13 protein-coding genes and 1 tRNA gene are annotated in these 15881 nt (G+C 63.9%); all 14 read left to right on the top strand.

Annotated elements, in window-relative coordinates:
- Positions 1–114: EF-Tu C-terminal domain-related protein (locus DT069_RS24205; protein ID WP_483887794.1), on the top strand; the 114-nt coding region annotated here is incomplete at its 5' end.
- A 186-nt stretch (positions 115–300) separates the two neighbouring features.
- Positions 301–377 (top strand) — tRNA-Trp (locus DT069_RS24200).
- A gap of 49 nt (positions 378–426) precedes the next feature.
- Positions 427–624 (top strand): preprotein translocase subunit SecE, encoded by a 198-nt coding sequence (gene secE / locus DT069_RS24195; protein ID WP_119462916.1) that lies wholly within the window; start codon positions 427–429, stop codon positions 622–624.
- 5 nt (positions 625–629) lie between these two features.
- Entirely contained in the window at positions 630–1160 is a 531-nt protein-coding gene (nusG, locus tag DT069_RS24190; RefSeq protein ID WP_119462917.1) for a transcription termination/antitermination protein NusG, read from the top strand.
- Positions 1161–1313: 153 nt separating this feature from the next.
- Entirely contained in the window at positions 1314–1742 is a 429-nt protein-coding gene (gene rplK / locus DT069_RS24185) for a 50S ribosomal protein L11 (protein ID WP_119462915.1), read from the top strand.
- A 4-nt stretch (positions 1743–1746) separates the two neighbouring features.
- Positions 1747–2445 carry a 50S ribosomal protein L1 gene (rplA, locus tag DT069_RS24180; RefSeq protein WP_119462914.1) on the top strand — a complete coding sequence of 233 codons (699 nt, stop codon included), beginning with the start codon at positions 1747–1749 and terminating at the stop codon, positions 2443–2445.
- Positions 2446–2765: 320 nt separating this feature from the next.
- On the top strand, positions 2766–3284 hold the full coding sequence (gene rplJ, locus DT069_RS24175) for a 50S ribosomal protein L10 (protein ID WP_119462913.1): 519 nt from the start codon (positions 2766–2768) through the stop codon (positions 3282–3284).
- Positions 3285–3324: 40 nt separating this feature from the next.
- The gene (gene rplL / locus DT069_RS24170) at positions 3325–3702 is read left to right on the top strand and encodes a 50S ribosomal protein L7/L12 (RefSeq protein WP_119462912.1); all 378 of its coding nucleotides are present in this window, start codon (positions 3325–3327) and stop codon (positions 3700–3702) included.
- Positions 3703–3992: 290 nt separating this feature from the next.
- On the top strand, positions 3993–8156 hold the full coding sequence (rpoB, locus tag DT069_RS24165; RefSeq protein ID WP_119462911.1) for a DNA-directed RNA polymerase subunit beta: 4164 nt from the start codon (positions 3993–3995) through the stop codon (positions 8154–8156).
- A gap of 121 nt (positions 8157–8277) precedes the next feature.
- Complete coding sequence (gene rpoC, locus DT069_RS24160; protein WP_119462910.1) at positions 8278–12444, top strand: DNA-directed RNA polymerase subunit beta'; 4167 nt, start codon at positions 8278–8280, stop codon at positions 12442–12444.
- Positions 12445–12756: 312 nt separating this feature from the next.
- Entirely contained in the window at positions 12757–13128 is a 372-nt protein-coding gene (gene rpsL, locus DT069_RS24155; protein ID WP_119462909.1) for a 30S ribosomal protein S12, read from the top strand.
- 12 nt (positions 13129–13140) lie between these two features.
- Positions 13141–13611, top strand: coding sequence for a 30S ribosomal protein S7 (gene rpsG / locus DT069_RS24150; RefSeq protein ID WP_119462908.1), 471 nt, complete (start codon positions 13141–13143; stop codon positions 13609–13611).
- Positions 13612–13650: 39 nt separating this feature from the next.
- Entirely contained in the window at positions 13651–15723 is a 2073-nt protein-coding gene (fusA, locus tag DT069_RS24145) for an elongation factor G (RefSeq protein ID WP_119462907.1), read from the top strand.
- A gap of 44 nt (positions 15724–15767) precedes the next feature.
- Positions 15768–15881: GTP-binding protein (locus DT069_RS24140; RefSeq protein ID WP_162913343.1), on the top strand; the 114-nt coding region annotated here is incomplete at its 3' end.

Raw genomic sequence — 15881 nt, 5'->3', positions numbered from 1 at the left:
TCGATGGAGGTCCAGCTGATCGCCCCGATCGCGATGGACGAGGGCCTGCGCTTCGCCATCCGCGAGGGCGGCCGCACCGTCGGCGCCGGCGTCGTCGCCCAGATCATCGAGTAAGGCGGGTTATCGAACAGGCGGACGGCGGTCGCCGTAAGAGGCGGCAGGCGGACGCAGGCGGACAAGAACCTGGGGGCGCGAGGGTGCGACGACCCGAGTTAACCTGAATACGGGCTGAATGGATCCCACCGGCGACTCTCGAAAAGACGCCGGTGGTTTTCGCGAGGCGGCGAGCTTGGATGCCTTAGGAGTGTAGCTCAACTGGCTAGAGCACCGGTCTCCAAAACCGGGGGTTGGGGGTTCGAGTCCCTCCACTCCTGCCATAATCGGTAAAGACGAGGAATCAGACGGCCGAAAGGCCGAGGCAAGGGCATGGCGAAGACGAGTCCAGCGCAATTCGTACAGCAGGTGCGGCAGGAGGTCAGCAAAGTGACCTGGCCGACCCGCAAGGAGACGACGATCACCACGGCGATGGTTCTCGTCATGGTGGTCCTTGCCGCCTTGTTCTTCCTTTTGGTGGATCAGGTGCTGGCCTTCGGCGTCCGGCTGATCCTCGGACTCGGAGGCTGATGGAGATGGCGCTTCGCTGGTATGTCGTTCACGTCTATTCCGGATTCGAACGGAAGGTCGCGCAGTCCATTCGCGAACAGGCGCAGCAGAAGGGAATGGCGGAGCAGATCGCCGACGTTCTGGTGCCGACGGAAGAGGTCGTCGAGCTGCGCCGCGGCGCAAAGGTCAATGCCGAGCGGAAGTTCTTCCCCGGCTATGTCCTGATCCGCATGGATATGACGGACGAAACCTGGCATCTGGTCAAGAATACGCCGAAGGTGACGGGTTTTCTCGGCAACAAGGGTCGGCCGACGCCGATCTCCCAGGCCGAGGCCGATCGCATCCTCCATCAGGTGCAGGAGGGAATCGAGCGGCCGAAGCCGTCGGTAATCTTCGAGGTGGGCGAGCAGGTTCGCGTCTCCGACGGGCCCTTCACGTCCTTCAACGGGCTGGTCGAGGAGGTCGACGAGGAGAAGGGGCGGCTCAAGGTCGCTGTGTCGATCTTCGGCCGGGCGACACCGGTCGAACTGGAATACTCGCAGGTCGAGAAGCTTTAAGACGGGATTTACGCCGTTCCTGCCAAGGCGGGACGGCTCATGTGCGGGAGGCCAGCCATGGCCGTGACCGCGCGCCCCAGCGGGCCGAAGCGCCCGGGAGACGGCCGGCGAGAGTCGGGCGGCTCGCAACCAAGAACGGACTGAGGTTCAGGAATGGCGAAGAAGATCGAAGCCTATATCAAACTGCAGATCCCCGCCGGCAAGGCCAACCCGTCGCCGCCGGTCGGTCCCGCGCTCGGTCAGCGCGGCTTGAATATCATGGAGTTCTGCAAGCAGTTTAATGCGGCGACTCAGAATCTCGAGCAGGGCATGCCGATTCCGGTCGTGATTACGGCCTTTGCCGACCGCTCTTTCACCTTCGTCACCAAGACGCCGCCGGCCAGCTACTTTCTACGCAAGGCGGCTGGTTTGGAGAAGGGTTCGCAGACGCCGGGCCGGGGCACGGTCGGCAAGGTGACGATGGCGCAGGTTCGCCAGATTGCCGAACAGAAGATGGTGGACCTCAACGCCCATGATGTCGATGCCGCAGCCGAGATGATTCGAGGATCGGCGCGCTCGATGGGCCTCGAAGTGGTGGAGTAGGACGATGGCTCAGAACGGAAAGCGTCTGGTCGACGCCTACAAGAACATTGACCGCAACAGCTTCTACGATCTCGATGCGGCGGTCGCGCTGATCAAGGAGCGGGCGACGGCCAAGTTCGACGAGACCGTTGAGATCGCGATGAATCTGGGCATCGACCCGCGGCACGCCGATCAGAACGTGCGCGGCGTCGTTCAGCTGCCGAACGGCACCGGCAAGAGCCTGCGCGTCGCCGTTTTCGCCAAGGGCGACAAGGCGGCGAAGGCGGAGGCCGCGGGCGCCGACGTGGTCGGGGCCGAGGATCTGGCGGAGAAGGTGCAGGCCGGCGAGATCAATTTCGACCGCTGCATCGCCACGCCGGACATGATGGCGGTGGTCGGCCGGCTCGGCAAGGTTCTGGGGCCGCGCGGCCTGATGCCGAACCCGAAGCTGGGCACGGTGACCAACGACGTCGCCGAGGCGGTCAAGGCGGCCAAGGGCGGTCAGGTCGAGTTCCGGGCGGAGAAGGCCGGGCTGGTCCATGCCGGCGTCGGCAAGGCGAGCTTCGATCAGACCGCGCTGATCGAGAATGTGAAGGCGTTCGTCGGCGCGATCAGCCGCGCCAAGCCGAGCGGCGCCAAAGGGACCTACATCCGCAAGGTGTCCTTGAGCTCGACGATGGGCCCGGGCGTGAAGCTCGATCTTTCGTCCCTGCTCGGCGTCTAACCGACGCCGGGATTCGCGAGTTCCGCCGTCCTTCGGGGCGGCGGCCGGGAAGATCGGTCGAAAGGCCGGCTTCCCAAACCTGTCCGAGACTGCAGGTGCTCTCGTCGGCTTCGGCCGGTGCGGGCTTAAAACGGCAACGATGCCTGCATAGACGGGAGGACAAGCAGTTTCCGGGTCGCCGCAGATGCGGCGGCGCGTTCGCGGCTTGAACTTCTGGGACAGGCGAACCGGGTCTTCCGGGATGTCCCGGAGGCCCTTTTGCAAACGAGGTCGTCCGAACCCGACCGGGAACGGCCGACCGATGGCATCGGAGACGATCAGTGGACCGATCACAGAAGCAAGAGTTGGTCGCCTCGTTGCATCAAACCTTTGCGCAGACCCACCTGGTGGTTGTTACGCACCAGGTCGGCCTTACCGTCGGCGAGGTGACCAACCTCCGCCGGCAAATGCGGGAAGCGGGCGCCGGCTTCAAGGTGACCAAGAACCGGCTCGTGCGTCTCGCGCTTGAAGGCACGCAATTCCAGGGACTTTCTTCCCTGTTTACCGGACCGACGGCGATCGCCTATTCGGCGGATCCGGTCGCGGCGGCGAAGGTGGCCGTCACGTTCGCCAACGCCAACGACAAGCTCACCATCATCGGTGGGGCAATGGGTGCGCAGATCCTCGATCCCGACGGGATCAAGGCGCTCGCCACGCTGCCGTCACTTGATGAGTTGCGGGGCCGGCTCGTTGGCATGCTGCAGACCCCGGCGACTCGTGTGGCCACCGTGCTGCAGGCGCCGGCCGCGCAGTTGGCGCGTGTCTTCAATGCTTACGCTACAAAGGGCGATGCAGCCTGAGCGATGCCGCCGACCGTTGTTCAAGCCAAGGAGATGAGAAATGGCAGACTTGCAAAAGTTGGTTGATGAACTATCTAAACTGACCGTCCTAGAGGCGGCGGAATTGAGCAAGAAGCTCGAAGAGGCTTGGGGCGTTTCCGCGGCGGCTCCGGTCGCCGTGGCGGCGGCCGGCGGTGGTGCAGCCGCTGCCGAAGCTGCACCCGAGAAGGACGAGTTCAACGTCGTTCTTGCCAGCGCGGGTGACAAGAAGATCAATGTGATCAAGGAAGTGCGGGCGATCACTGGCCTCGGACTCAAGGAGGCCAAGGATCTTGTCGAGTCGGCTCCCAAGGCGGTTAAGGAAGGCGTGAACAAAGCCGAAGCGGAAGAGCTCAAGAAGAAACTTGAAGAAGCCGGTGCGACGGTCGAACTCAAGTAAGTTGTTATCTCTTCTGGTCGTGCAAGGCCGGCGGGCGGCGTCCCCAGCGGGATGTCGTGCGCCGGCCTGCCGGCTATTGCGTGCGATGTCTGACGGCAGAGGCTGAGCACGGGTTTGATGATTCGCAGGCGCCGGCCGTTCGTCGGCGCATAGGGTCCGATGCGAACGGATAAGACCCGTTCGTTGTGGTCGGACCACCAGGATCCGGGGCCGGGCGATCCCAAGGCATCCTGGCGCTGATGGCGGAGATGCTCGCGGCAGGAGCCGCACAGGAACATACGAGGGCAGCAATGGACAATTCTTTTATCGGTCGCAAGCGGATCCGCAAGAACTTCGGGCGCATCGCTGAGATCAGCAGGATGCCGAACCTGATCGAGGTTCAGAAGAGCTCGTACGACCATTTCCTCCAGATCGGCGTGGCGCCGGAGCAGCGGGAGCATGTGGGGCTGCAGGAGGTCTTCAAGTCCGTTTTCCCGATCAAGGATTTCTCCGAGCGCGCTGAGCTTCAGTTCGTCAAGTACGAGCTCGAGGAGCCGAAATACGACGTCGAGGAGTGCCAGCAGCGCGGCATGACCTTCGCCGCTCCGCTCAAGGTGACTCTGCGTCTTGTCGTCTGGGACGTCGACGAGGAGACTGGGGCCCGCTCGATCCGCGACATCAAGGAGCAGGACGTCTATATGGGCGACATGCCGCTGATGACGGCCAACGGCACCTTCGTCATCAACGGCACCGAGCGCGTGATCGTCAGCCAGATGCACCGCTCGCCCGGCGTCTTCTTCGACCATGACAAGGGCAAGACCCACTCCTCGGGCAAATACCTCTTCGCCGCCCGCGTCATCCCCTATCGCGGCTCCTGGCTCGATTTCGAGTTCGACGCCAAGGATCTCGTCTATGTCCGCATCGACCGGCGCCGCAAGCTGCCCGCCACCACGCTGCTGCTGGCGATGTGGAGCGAAGAGATGGCGCAGCGCATCGCCGAGGGCGAGGAGTTGAGCGAAGAGGAGCGGCGGGTTGGCGGCATGTCGACCGAGGAGGTTCTCCGCTTCTTCTATAACCAGGTAACCTTCACGCGAACCAAGAAGGGCTGGCAGACGGCGTTCGATCCGGAGCGCCTGCGTGGCGTCAAGCTGGTCAGTGACCTGATCGATGCGAAGACCGGCAAGGTTGCCGCCGAGGCCGGTTCGAAGATGACGCCGCGGCTGGCGCGCAAGCTCCAGGAAGCGGGCCTGAAGGAGCAGCTGGTCGGTGCCGAGGACCTGATCAGCCGCTACGTCGCGGCCGACCTGGTCAACGAGGAAACCGGCGAGATCTTCGCCGAGGCAGGCGACGAGCTGACCGAGGCGATGCTGGAGGCTCTGGAGAGCGCCGGGGTCGACAGCATTCCCACGCTGGCCATCGATCACGTCAATGTCGGTCCCTACATTCGCAACACGCTGGCGATCGACAAGAATACCTCGCGCGAGGAAGCGCTGATCGATATCTACCGCGTGATGCGGCCGGGCGAGCCGCCAACGCTGGAAACGGCGGAGGCGCTATTCAAGGGGCTGTTCTTCGATGCCGAGCGCTATGACCTGTCGGCGGTCGGCCGGGTCAAGATGAATTCGCGCCTGAACCAGCAGACCGAGGACACGATTCGGGTTCTGCGCAAGGACGATATCCTGGCGATTCTCAAGGTCCTGGTGGATCTTAAGGACGGGCGCGGCGAGATCGACGATATCGACCATCTCGGCAATCGCCGGGTCCGGTCGGTCGGCGAGCTGCTTGAGAATCAGTACCGCGTCGGCTTGCTGCGGATGGAGCGGGCGATCCGCGAGCGGATGAGCTCGGTCGAGATCGACTCGGTGATGCCGCACGACCTGATCAACGCCAAGCCTGCGGCGGCGGCGGTGCGCGAGTTCTTCGGCTCGTCGCAGCTCTCGCAGTTCATGGACCAGACCAACCCGCTGTCGGAGATCACCCACAAGCGGCGTCTGTCGGCGCTTGGGCCGGGCGGGCTGACCCGCGAGCGTGCTGGCTTCGAGGTGCGCGACGTGCATCCGACCCACTATGGCCGGATCTGCCCGATCGAGACGCCGGAAGGGCCGAATATCGGCCTGATCAACAGCTTGGCAACCTACGCCCGGGTGAACCAGTACGGTTTCATCGAGAGCCCGTACCGCAAGGTCGAGAACGGCCAGGTTGCCGACGAGGTGGTCTATCTGTCGGCGATGGAGGAGGGCAAGTACACGGTCGCCCAGGCCAATGCCGAGCTCGACGCCAAGGGCCGGTTCGCGTCCGACCTGATCAGCTGCCGTCGCGGCGGCGATTTCGTCATGGCGCGGCCGGAGGATATCGATTTCATCGACGTGTCGCCGAAGCAGCTCGTTTCGGTCGCCGCCGCGCTGATTCCCTTCCTCGAGAACGATGACGCCAACCGCGCCCTCATGGGCTCCAACATGCAGCGCCAGGCAGTACCGCTGCTGCGCGCCGAGGCACCGATCGTCGGTACCGGCATGGAGGAGACCGTGGCGCGCGATTCCGGCGTCGCCATCGTTGCGCGGCGGAGCGGTATCGTCGATCAGGTCGATGCCACCCGCATCGTGATCCGCGCGACCGAGGAGACGCAGTCGGACGTGTCGGGCGTCGATATTTACAACCTGCTGAAGTTCCAGCGGTCGAACCAGAACACCTGCATCACGCAGAGGCCGCTGGTGAAGGTCGGCGATCAGGTCAAGGCCGGCGACATCGTCGGCGATGGTCCCTCGACGCAGCTCGGCGAGCTGGCGCTCGGCCGCAACGTCCTTTGCGCCTTCATGCCGTGGCAGGGCTACAACTTCGAGGACTCGATCCTGATCTCCGAGCGGATCGTCAGCGACGACGTCTTCACCTCGATCCATATCGAGGAGTTCGAGGTGATGGCCCGCGACACGAAGCTGGGTCAGGAGGAGATCACGCGCGACATCCCGAACGTCGGCGAGGAGGCTCTGAAGAACCTCGACGAGGCGGGCATCGTCTATATCGGCGCCGAGGTGAAGCCGGGCGACATCCTCGTCGGCAAGGTCACGCCGAAGGGCGAATCGCCGATGACGCCGGAGGAGAAGCTGCTGCGCGCGATCTTCGGCGAGAAGGCGTCGGATGTCCGCGATACCTCGATGCGCCTGCCGCCGGGAGTGGCCGGAACCATCGTCGAGGTCCGGGTGTTCTCACGTCGTGGCGTCGACAAGGACGAGCGTGCGCTCGCCATCGAGCGGGCCGAGATCGAGCGGCTTGCCAAGGACCGCGACGATGAGAAGGCGATTCTCGAGCGGAGTTTCTATGGCCGGCTCAAGGAACTGCTGGTCAACCAGGTGGCGGCGAGCGGTCCGAAGGGCCTGAAGGCGGATACCCGCATCACCGATAAGGTGCTCGGCGAGTATACGCCTGGCCAGTGGCGTCAGATCGCGATCAAGAACGACAAGCGCATGGCCGATGTCGAGGCCCTGAAGCGGCAGTTCCAAGAGAGCATCAACGCGATCTCGGCGCGCTTCGACAACAAGGTCGACAAGCTGCAGCGCGGCGACGAGCTGCCGCCCGGCGTGATGAAGATGGTCAAGGTCTTCGTCGCGGTGAAGCGCAAGCTGCAGCCTGGCGACAAGATGGCGGGCCGGCACGGCAACAAGGGGGTGATTTCCAAGATCATGCCGATCGAGGACATGCCCTATCTCGAGGACGGCACGCCGGTGGACATCGTGCTCAATCCGCTGGGCGTTCCGTCGCGCATGAATGTCGGGCAGATCCTCGAGACGCATCTCGGCTGGGCCTGTACCAATCTCGGCCGCCAGATCGGGAAGATGCTCGATACGGTGGCGTCGAATGGAAAGGTCGCCGATCTGCGCAAGCAGCTTCGGACGATTTATGGCGAGAAGGCTTACAAAACGGAGATCGCCGACCGCAGCGACGAGGAGGTTCTCGAGCTGGCCGGCAATCTGACGGAGGGCGTGCCGGTGGCCTCGCCGGTGTTCGACGGTGCCCGCGAGGACGACATCGTCACCATGCTGGAGCAGGCGGGCCTCGACTCCTCGGGGCAGGTGACGCTGATCGACGGTCGCTCGGGCGAGAAGTTCGAGAGAAGCGTGACGGTCGGCTACATCTACATGCTGAAGCTGCACCATCTGGTCGACGACAAGATCCACGCGCGTTCGATCGGCCCGTACAGCCTGGTCACCCAGCAGCCGCTGGGCGGCAAGGCGCAGTTCGGCGGGCAGCGCTTCGGCGAGATGGAGGTCTGGGCGCTCGAAGCCTACGGTGCGGCCTACACGCTTCAGGAGATGCTGACGGTGAAGTCGGACGACGTCTCCGGTCGGACGAAGACCTACGAGGCGATCGTCCGCGGCGACGACAACTTCGAGGCCGGCATTCCGGAGTCCTTCAACGTGCTGGTGAAGGAGCTGCGGTCGCTGGGCCTCAATGTTGAGCTGAACCAGCGTAGCTATTGATCGGCAAGCCGGCCGCGCCCAGCGAGCCTATGCCAAGGCGCATGGGCGGGGCGCGGCCGGCGGCGGGTTTCGCCGGATCGACGGGAACGGGCCTTCGGGTCCGAGAGATCGGGAGCAAGTAATGAACGAATTGATGAACATCTTTGGCCAGGCGACCGGGCCGCAGAGCTTCGACCAGATCCGCATTTCGATCGCCAGTCCGGAGCGGATCCGGTCCTGGTCGTTCGGCGAGATCAAGAAGCCGGAGACGATCAACTACCGCACTTTCAAGCCGGAGCGGGACGGCCTGTTCTGTGCCCGGATCTTCGGGCCGATCAAGGACTATGAGTGCCTGTGCGGCAAGTACAAGCGGATGAAGTATCGCGGCATCATCTGCGAGAAGTGCGGCGTCGAGGTGACCCTGTCGAAGGTCCGCCGCGAGCGGATGGGGCATATCGAACTCGCCTCGCCGGTCGCGCATATCTGGTTCCTGAAGTCGCTGCCGAGCCGCATCGGCCTCCTGCTCGACATGACGCTGAAGGATCTCGAGCGGATCCTCTATTTCGAGAATTATGTCGTGATCGAGCCCGGCTTGACGCCGCTCAAGCTGCATCAGCTGATGAGCGAGGAGCAGTATCTCGACGCGCAGGATGAGTTCGGCGTGGACGCGTTCCAGGCCGGCATCGGCGCCGAGGCGATGCGCAGCATGCTTGCCGCGCTGGATCTCGAGGAGGAACTGCAGCGGATGCGGGTCGAGCTGCGCGAGACCTCGTCCGAGGCGAAGCGCAAGAAGCTCGTCAAGCGGCTGAAGCTGGTCGAGGCTTTCATCGAGTCCGGCAGCCGTCCGGAATGGATGATCCTCGAAGTGGTTCCGGTGATCCCGCCCGAGCTGCGCCCCCTGGTGCCGCTCGACGGCGGCCGGTTCGCCACATCCGACCTCAATGACCTCTATCGCCGCGTCATCAACCGGAACAACCGGTTGAAGCGCCTCATCGAACTGCGTGCGCCGGACATCATCGTTCGCAACGAGAAGCGCATGCTGCAGGAGGCGGTCGACGCGCTGTTCGACAACGGCCGTCGCGGCCGGGTCATCACCGGCGCCAACAAGCGGCCGTTGAAGTCGCTCTCAGATATGCTGAAGGGCAAGCAGGGCCGGTTCCGCCAAAACCTGCTCGGCAAGCGCGTGGACTATTCCGGCCGCTCGGTGATCGTCGTCGGTCCGGAGCTGAAGCTGCATCAGTGTGGCCTGCCGAAGAAGATGGCGCTCGAGCTGTTCAAGCCGTTCATCTACTCGAAGCTCGAGCTCTACGGCATGGCGAGCACGATCAAGGCGGCCAAGCGGATGGTCGAGAAGGAGCGCCCGGAGGTCTGGGACATCCTCGAGGAGGTGATCCGCGAGCACCCGGTCCTGTTGAACCGGGCGCCGACCTTGCATCGCCTCGGCATCCAGGCCTTCGAGCCGGTGCTGATCGAGGGCAAGGCCATCCAGCTCCATCCACTGGTCTGCACGGCGTTCAACGCCGACTTCGACGGCGACCAGATGGCGGTCCATGTGCCGCTGTCGCTGGAGGCGCAGCTCGAGGCGCGCGTGCTGATGATGTCGACCAACAACATCCTGTCGCCGGCGAACGGCAAGCCGATCATCGTGCCGAGCCAGGATATCGTGCTGGGCCTCTACTACATGACGATGGAAGGCAAGGACGAGCCGGGCGCCGGCATGGCCTTTGCCAATATCGGCGAGATCCAGCAGGCGCTGGAGGCGAAGGTCGTCACCATGCACAGCCCGATCAAGGCTCGCTACAAGACGGTCGACGCCGAAGGCCGGCCGGTGACGACGCTGATCCAGACGACGCCGGGTCGGATGCTGCTGTCGGAGATCCTGCCGCGTCATCCCAACGTGTCGATCGACCTGATGAACCGGCTGTTGACGAAGAAGGAGATCACCAACGTCATCGACATCGTCTACCGTCATTGCGGTCAGAAGGAGACGGTGATCTTCGCCGACCGGATGATGAATATGGGCTTCGGCTATGCCTGCCGGGCCGGTATTTCCTTCGGCAAGGACGATCTGATCATCCCGCGCTCCAAGGAGAAGCTCGTCGCCGATGCCCAGGAGAAGGTGAAGGAGTACGAGCAGCAATATCTCGACGGGCTGATCACCCAGGGCGAGAAGTACAACAAGGTGGTCGACGTCTGGTCGAATTGCACCGAGCGTGTGGCCGACGAGATGATGAAGGTGATGTCGGAGAAGGCCTCCGGCACCCAGATCAACTCGGTCTATATGATGGCGCACTCCGGCGCTCGTGGTTCGGCGGCGCAGATCAAGCAGCTCGCCGGCATGCGCGGGCTGATGGCGAAGCCGTCGGGCGAGATCATCGAGACGCCGATCATCTCGAACTTCAAGGAAGGCCTGACGGTGCTCGAGTACTTCAACTCGACCCATGGTGCTCGTAAAGGTCTTGCCGATACCGCGCTGAAGACGGCCAACTCCGGCTATCTGACGCGCCGTCTGGTCGACGTCGCCCAGGACGCCATCATCGTCGAGGAGAACTGCGGCACGCAGAACGGCCTCACCGTCAAGGCGGTGGTCGAAGGCGGCGAGGTGATCGCGCCGCTCGCGGAGCGGATTCTCGGCCGCAATGCGGCGGTGGACATCGTCGATCCGTTGTCGGGCGAAGTGGTCGTCGAAGCCGGTGGCCTGATCGACGAGGAAATGGTCGAGTTGATCGATCGTGCCGGCATCGACACGGTGATCATTCGCTCGGTCCTCACCTGCGAGACCAAGAACGGGATCTGCGGGCGTTGCTACGGCCGGGACTTGGCCCGCGGCACGCCGGTCAATGTCGGCGAGGCGGTCGGTGTCATCGCCGCCCAGTCGATCGGAGAGCCGGGCACGCAGTTGACGATGCGGACCTTCCACATCGGCGGCGCGGCGCAGCGCGGAGCGGAGCAGTCAAGCGTCGAGGCGGCGTTCCCGGCCACGGTCGAGGTCAAGAACCGCAACGTCGTCGTGAACAGCGAGGGCGTTCCGGTCGTCATGGGCCGCAACTGCGAAGTGATCCTGAACGACGAGGCCGGGCGGGAGAAGGCGCGTCACCGGGTGCCCTACGGGGCGAAGCTGCTGATCGACACCGGTGCGACGGTGACCAAGGGCCAGCGCTTGGCCGAGTGGGATCCCTACACCCTGCCGATCATCACCGAGCGGGAGGGTATCGCGAACTACGTCGATCTGGTCGAAGGCCTGTCGATGCGCGAGGTGCTGGACGAGACGACGGGCATTTCCAACCGCGTCGTCGTCGATTGGAAGCAGCAGCCGCGGGGCAACGACCTGAAGCCGCGGATCACGCTGCGCGACGAGAAGGGCGACGTGATCACGCTCCCTAACGGGCTCGAGGCACGCTACTTCATGTCGGTCGACGCGATCCTCAGTGTCGACAACGGTGCCCATGTCAAGGCGGGCGACGTGCTGGCTCGTATCCCGCGCGAATCCTCGAAGACCCGCGACATCACCGGTGGTTTGCCCCGGGTCGCGGAGCTGTTTGAGGCGCGCAAGCCGAAGGATTACGCGATCATCAGCGATATCGATGGGCGCGTTGAGTTCGGCAAGGACTACAAGACCAAGCGCCGCATCATGGTCGTGCCCGAGGACGCGTCCCAGGAGCCGGTCGAGTATCTGATCCCGAAGGGCAAGCACATCAGCGTCCAGGAGGGCGACTATGTCCTTCGGGGCGACCTGCTGATGGACGGCAACCCGGTGCCGCACGACATCCTGAACGTGCTCGGCGTCGAGGAGCTGGCGAACTACCTGATCAACGAGATCCAGGAGGTCTATCGCCTGCAGGGCGTGAAGATCAACGACAAGCACATCGAGGTGATCGTTCGCCAGATGCTGCAGAAGATCGAGATTCACGACGCCGGCGATACCACCTTCCTGGTCGGCGAGCAGGTCGACCGGAGCGAGTTCGAGGAGGTCAACGGCAAGACCCTGGAGGAGGGCGGACGCACCGCCATCGGCAGCCCGGTTCTGCAGGGCATCACCAAGGCGAGCCTGCAGACCCGCTCCTTCATCTCGGCTGCTTCGTTCCAGGAGACGACTCGGGTCCTGACCGAGGCGGCGGTCTCGGGCCGGGTCGACGATCTGATCGGTCTCAAGGAGAACGTGATCGTCGGCCGGCTCATTCCCGCCGGTACCGGCAGCGTGATGAACCGCCTGCGGCAGATCGCCGCCGAGCGTGACCGGGAACTCGCGGCGGCGCAGCCCAAGGCGCTTCCGGCCAGCGAGGAAAGCGAGGAATCGGAGGTGGCCTGATCCAGCAGGATTTGGCCGGAAGCCCGGCGGTTACCCTAAAGGGTGCCGCCGGACTTCCGGCGGCCTGCTGTAAGGCCGCGAATCTTGGGGGAATTTTCACTCTTTCACTTGACGCGTCTGGGGCGGGTAAATAGTATCCGCCCGCCTATGGAGAGGTTGGTGGTAGGCGAACAGCCTAGACGCAGCCTCATGCTGTAAACGAGACACAACATACGCCGCTCGACGGCGGTTATCAGACCGCTCGAAGCAAAGCCGTTTGCTTCGTTGCGGTCATTTGCATCGCTTGCGCGTTGCATGTTGAGGAAATGGTTAATGCCAACGATCAATCAATTGATCCGTAAGTCGCGCCAACCACAGGTGGCGCGCAACAAGGTTCCGGCGCTCGAGGCCAGCCCGCAGAAGCGCGGCGTCTGCACCCGCGTCTATACGACGACGCCGAAGAAGCCGAACTCGGCCCTTCGTAAGGTGGCCCGTGTCCGCCTGACGAACGGGTTCGAGGTCACCAGCTACATCCCGGGTGAGGGGCACAATCTGCAAGAGCACTCGGTCGTCATGATCCGCGGCGGCCGCGTGAAGGATCTGCCCGGTGTTCGCTACCACATCATTCGCGGGACGCTCGATACCCAGGGCGTTAAAGACCGCCGCCAGCGCCGTTCGAAGTACGGCGCCAAGCGTCCGAAGTAAGGAACGCAGCCCATGTCTCGCCGCCATTCCGCCGAGAAGCGTGAAGTGTTGCCGGACGCCAAGTACGGCGACATCGTGCTGACCAAGTTCATCAACTCGCTGATGTATGCCGGGAAGAAGTCGGTCGCCGAGCACATCGTCTACGGCGCCTTCGACCGAGTGCAGAAGAAGGCCGGGCTCGATCCCGTCCGCGTGTTCCACGACGCCATCGAGAACGTCCGGCCGCATCTCGAGGTGCGCTCCCGTCGTGTCGGCGGCGCCACCTACCAAGTGCCGGTCGAGGTACGTCCCGACCGGGCGCAGGCCCTGGCGATCCGCTGGCTCATCGGCACGGCGCGCGGGCGGTCGGAGTCGACGATGACGGACCGGCTGTCGGGCGAGCTTCTCGATGCCGCTAACAACCGGGGCGCCTCGGTGAAGAAGCGCGAGGACACCCATCGCATGGCGGAAGCCAACAAGGCCTTCTCGCATTATCGCTGGTAACCGGCGCTGATAACGGCCTTATTCTGAAAGTCAAAAGTCATGGCACGTACGACCCCTCTCGATCGTTACCGAAATATCGGCATCATGGCGCATATCGATGCCGGCAAAACGACGACGACCGAGCGCATCCTGTACTACACCGGCCGGTCCTATAAGATCGGCGAGGTCCATGAGGGCACGGCCACCATGGACTGGATGGAGCAGGAGCAGGAGCGGGGTATCACGATCACCTCGGCCGCAACGACCTGCTTCTGGCGCGACTACCGGATCAACATCATCGACACGCCGGGCCACGTCGACTTCACCATCGAGGTGGAGCGCTCCTTGCGCGTGCTCGACGGTGCCGTCACGGTGTTCGACAGCGTCGCCGGCGTCGAGCCGCAGTCGGAGACGGTGTGGCGGCAGGCGGACAAGTACGGGGTGCCGCGGATCTGCTTCGTCAACAAGATGGACCGCATCGGCGCGAACTTCTTCCGCTGTGTCGACATGATCGTCGACCGCCTGGGCGCGCAACCGCTCGTCCTGCAGCTGCCGATCGGCAGCGAAAGCGACTTCGTGGGTCTGGTCGACCTTGTGGCGATGAAGGGCATCGTCTGGAAGGACGAGTCGCTGGGCGCGGAGTTCGTCGTCGGCGACATCCCGGCCGAGCTGGCCGATCAGGCGGCCGAGTACCGGCAGAAGCTGGTCGAACTGGTGGTCGAGCAGGACGACGCCGTGATGGAGGCCTATCTGGAGGGCAAGGAGCCCGACGAGGAGACGCTGAAGCGCTGCATCCGCAAGGGCACCATCGCTGGCGCTTTCGTTCCGGTGCTGTGCGGCAGCTCGTTCAAGAACAAGGGCGTGCAGCCGATGCTGGACGCGGTGGTCGACTATCTGCCGTCGCCGATCGAGGTGCCGGACATCCGCGGCGTTAAGATGGACAGCGACGAGCCGATCGTGCGGCGCAGCTCCGACGACGAGCCGTTCGCGGCGCTGGCCTTCAAGATCATGACCGATCCGTTTGTCGGCTCGCTGACCTTCGTGCGCGTCTATTCGGGCGTGCTGCAGGCGGGAACGCAGATCCTGAACACCGTCAAGGGTGAGAAGGAGCGCGTCGGGCGGATGCTGCAGATGCACTCCAATCACCGCGAAGACATCAAGGAGGCCCGCGCCGGCGACATCCTCGCCATTGCCGGCCTGAAGAACACGACGACCGGCGACACGCTGTGCGATCCGGCCAAGCCGGTCGTGCTGGAGCGGATGGAGTTCCCCGAGCCGGTCATCGAGGTCGCAGTCGAGCCGAAGACCAAGAGTGACCAGGAGAAGATGGGCGTCGCCTTGAACCGTCTCGCCCAGGAGGATCCGTCCTTCCGGGTCAGCATCGATCACGAGAGCGGTCAGACCATCATCAAGGGCATGGGCGAGCTGCATCTGGAGATCCTCGTCGATCGGATGAAGCGCGAGTTCAAGGTCGAGGCGAATGTCGGCGCACCGCAGGTGGCCTACCGCGAGACCATCACCAAGGCGGTCGAGCAGGACTACACCCACAAGAAGCAGACCGGCGGTGCCGGCCAGTTCGCGCGGGTGAAGATCCGGTTTGAGCCGCTCGAGGGCGGCGGCTATCAGTTCGAGAATGCGGTGGTCGGCGGCGCCGTGCCGAAGGAGTACGTCCCCGGCGTGCAGAAGGGGCTCGATGCGGCGCGCGATACCGGTGTGATCGCGGGCTTCCCGATGATCGACTTCAAGGCGACGCTGATCGACGGCGCCTATCACGACGTCGACTCGAACGTGATGACCTTCGACATCGCCGCGCGCGCTTGCTTCCGCGAGGGCATTGCCAAGGCGGGGCCGAAGCTGCTCGAGCCCGTCATGCGGGTCGAGGTGGTCACGCCGGAAGAATATATGGGCGACGTCATCGGCGACCTGAACAGCCGCCGCGGACAGATCAACGGCATGGACTCGCGGGGGATCGCGCGCGTCATCACCGCGATGGTGCCTTTGGCGAACATGTTCGGGTATGTGAACAATCTGCGGTCGATGAGCCAGGGCCGTGCCCAGTACACGATGCATTTCGATCATTACGAGCAGGTTCCCCAGGCCGTGGCCGACGAAGTTCGCGCCAAGATGGCGTAACCGGACGGCGTTAGGGAATCAGCGAGAGCGAACGGAGAACAGCGATGGCGAAGGCGAAGTTTGAGCGGACGAAGCCGCATGTGAATGTCGGGACGATCGGGCATGTCGATCACGGCAAGACGTCGTTGACGGCGGCGATCACGAAGGTCCTGGCGGAG

It is taken from the genome of Virgifigura deserti, assembly GCA_003576685.1.
GTDB classification, from domain to species: domain Bacteria; phylum Pseudomonadota; class Alphaproteobacteria; order Dongiales; family Dongiaceae; genus Virgifigura; species Virgifigura deserti.
This window is presented reverse-complemented; position numbering and strand designations above follow the sequence as displayed.

What these genes read in the sequence shown, in the direction of transcription:
- rpsL (WP_119462909.1), top strand. Translation starts at nt 12,757, where the DNA reads ATGCCAACGATCAATCAATTGATCCGTAAGTCGCGCCAACCACAGGTG.
- rplL (WP_119462912.1), top strand. Translation starts at nt 3,325, where the DNA reads ATGGCAGACTTGCAAAAGTTGGTTGATGAACTATCTAAACTGACCGTC.
- rpoB (WP_119462911.1), top strand. Translation starts at nt 3,993, where the DNA reads ATGGACAATTCTTTTATCGGTCGCAAGCGGATCCGCAAGAACTTCGGG.
- secE (WP_119462916.1), top strand. Translation starts at nt 427, where the DNA reads ATGGCGAAGACGAGTCCAGCGCAATTCGTACAGCAGGTGCGGCAGGAG.
- fusA (WP_119462907.1), top strand. Translation starts at nt 13,651, where the DNA reads ATGGCACGTACGACCCCTCTCGATCGTTACCGAAATATCGGCATCATG.
- rpsG (WP_119462908.1), top strand. Translation starts at nt 13,141, where the DNA reads ATGTCTCGCCGCCATTCCGCCGAGAAGCGTGAAGTGTTGCCGGACGCC.
- rpoC (WP_119462910.1), top strand. Translation starts at nt 8,278, where the DNA reads ATGAACGAATTGATGAACATCTTTGGCCAGGCGACCGGGCCGCAGAGC.
- rplA (WP_119462914.1), top strand. Translation starts at nt 1,747, where the DNA reads ATGGCTCAGAACGGAAAGCGTCTGGTCGACGCCTACAAGAACATTGAC.
- rplK (WP_119462915.1), top strand. Translation starts at nt 1,314, where the DNA reads ATGGCGAAGAAGATCGAAGCCTATATCAAACTGCAGATCCCCGCCGGC.
- nusG (WP_119462917.1), top strand. Translation starts at nt 630, where the DNA reads ATGGCGCTTCGCTGGTATGTCGTTCACGTCTATTCCGGATTCGAACGG.